Source organism: Xanthomonas sp. LMG 12461 (assembly GCF_009192935.1).
Taxonomy (GTDB): Bacteria; Pseudomonadota; Gammaproteobacteria; order Xanthomonadales; family Xanthomonadaceae; genus Xanthomonas_A; species Xanthomonas_A sontii.
This window is the reverse complement of the sequence record NZ_NQYT01000104.1, coordinates 1-1381: the sequence shown is the minus strand read 5'-3', so window position 1 is coordinate 1381 and position 1381 is coordinate 1. Positions and strand designations below refer to the sequence as shown.

General features: G+C 68.3%; 1 protein-coding gene. It reads right to left on the bottom strand.

The annotated features are described in order from the left end of the window. Positions 1 to 70: 70 nt before the first annotated feature. A complete protein-coding gene (locus tag CEK68_RS20220; protein WP_226977984.1) occupies positions 71 to 1321 on the bottom strand; it encodes a cellulase family glycosylhydrolase in 1251 nt (416 codons plus the stop codon). Positions 1322 to 1381 lie beyond the last annotated feature (60 nt).

Genomic DNA, 1381 nt, shown 5'->3' with positions numbered 1-1381 from the left:
GCCCGGTTCCGCCGGCCGCGGAAACCCGCGGCCGGCGGTTGGGCATCATCGCGGACGCACGCGCGACGCGTCAGCTCGTCGGCGGCGGCGGCACGTAGCTGGACAGGCGCGCGTCGAAATACGGCTGCACCGCGGCGATGTTGGACTTCACCTGGATGTCCATGCCGACGTCGCGGCTCATGCCCAGCACGTCGTTGTCTGGCCAACCGGGCCCGAAGCACCACTGCGTGCTGGGGATGTTGTTGGCCTGCAGGTGCGCGAGCATGCGCTTGGTCGCCAATTCCGCGCTGGCATTGCCGGCCGGATAGCCGTGCTCGCCGAGAAAGCCGCGCTTGCCTCGGTGTCCCAGCCAGTCGATGAACGGCTTGACCATCTCGATGCCGGTGTCCGGCGCAACGTTTTCATTGCGATTGGTCCAGGCACCGCCTCCGCGGCCCTCGTCGTCCAGATAGTTGTGCGCCTCGTAGACGATGCGGTCGTACGGGTCGGGGATCGTGTCCAGGTTGTTGGACGCCTCTTTCCACCGGCGGGCGCTGGCGTATTCGTTGCCGCAAACGAACACGTAATGCGACCGGTCGAAATCGAAGATGCGCGCCGCGGTGGCAGTGGCGGTGCGCAGCCAGTGATCGGCCATCACCAGCGTGCTGCCGTCGGCGTTGCGCTCCGGTCCCTGGTAGGGCTCGTTCATCAGGCCCCAGCCGAAGATCGCCGGATGCGAGCGGAAGCGCTGCACGATGCGACTCCACAGATCCGGCAGGCCGGCGGCGTTGTACAGCGTGCAGCCCGGCGTGCCGATCACGCGGTACTCGTAGAGCTTGAGCAGGTTGTCGGCCGGGTCGAAGTAGGCCAGGTACAGGAAATTGCCCTTGCGATAGGTGCCGTTCCACACCGTTTGGTCGGCGGGGTCGGCGACCGCGCGGCCGTCCGGCCCGATCAGCTGGCCGGCGCCATCGCGCCGGTAGCCGGACTTGCTCGCGACCTTGATCGGCAAGCGCATGTAGTCGTGCAACTCCAGGATCGCCACCTTGCCGCGCTGCGCGAGCCGGTTCAGCACTTTCTCGACCTGGTCGCAATACGTGGCGTTGAGCGGCATCCCCTGGCCGGTACTGAAGCGTGCGGCAGTGGTGGGCAGGCGGAACAGCGGGCAGGCGCCGGCGGCGACGATGTGCTGGTCGCTGATGTCGCGGTAGTGCCGGTCGATGATGGCGTTGTCGACGAAGTTGTTGGACGCCAATCCGGACAGATTGAGGCCGGCGAACGGCAGCGTGCCGGCGGCGCGGGCCTGGCCGCCAAGGCCCCAGAGCGCGGCGCCGGCGGCGATGCCGACACCGGCGCGCAGCACGCTGCGGCGGCCCGGATCGGCGGGGGTGGACACAAGGGA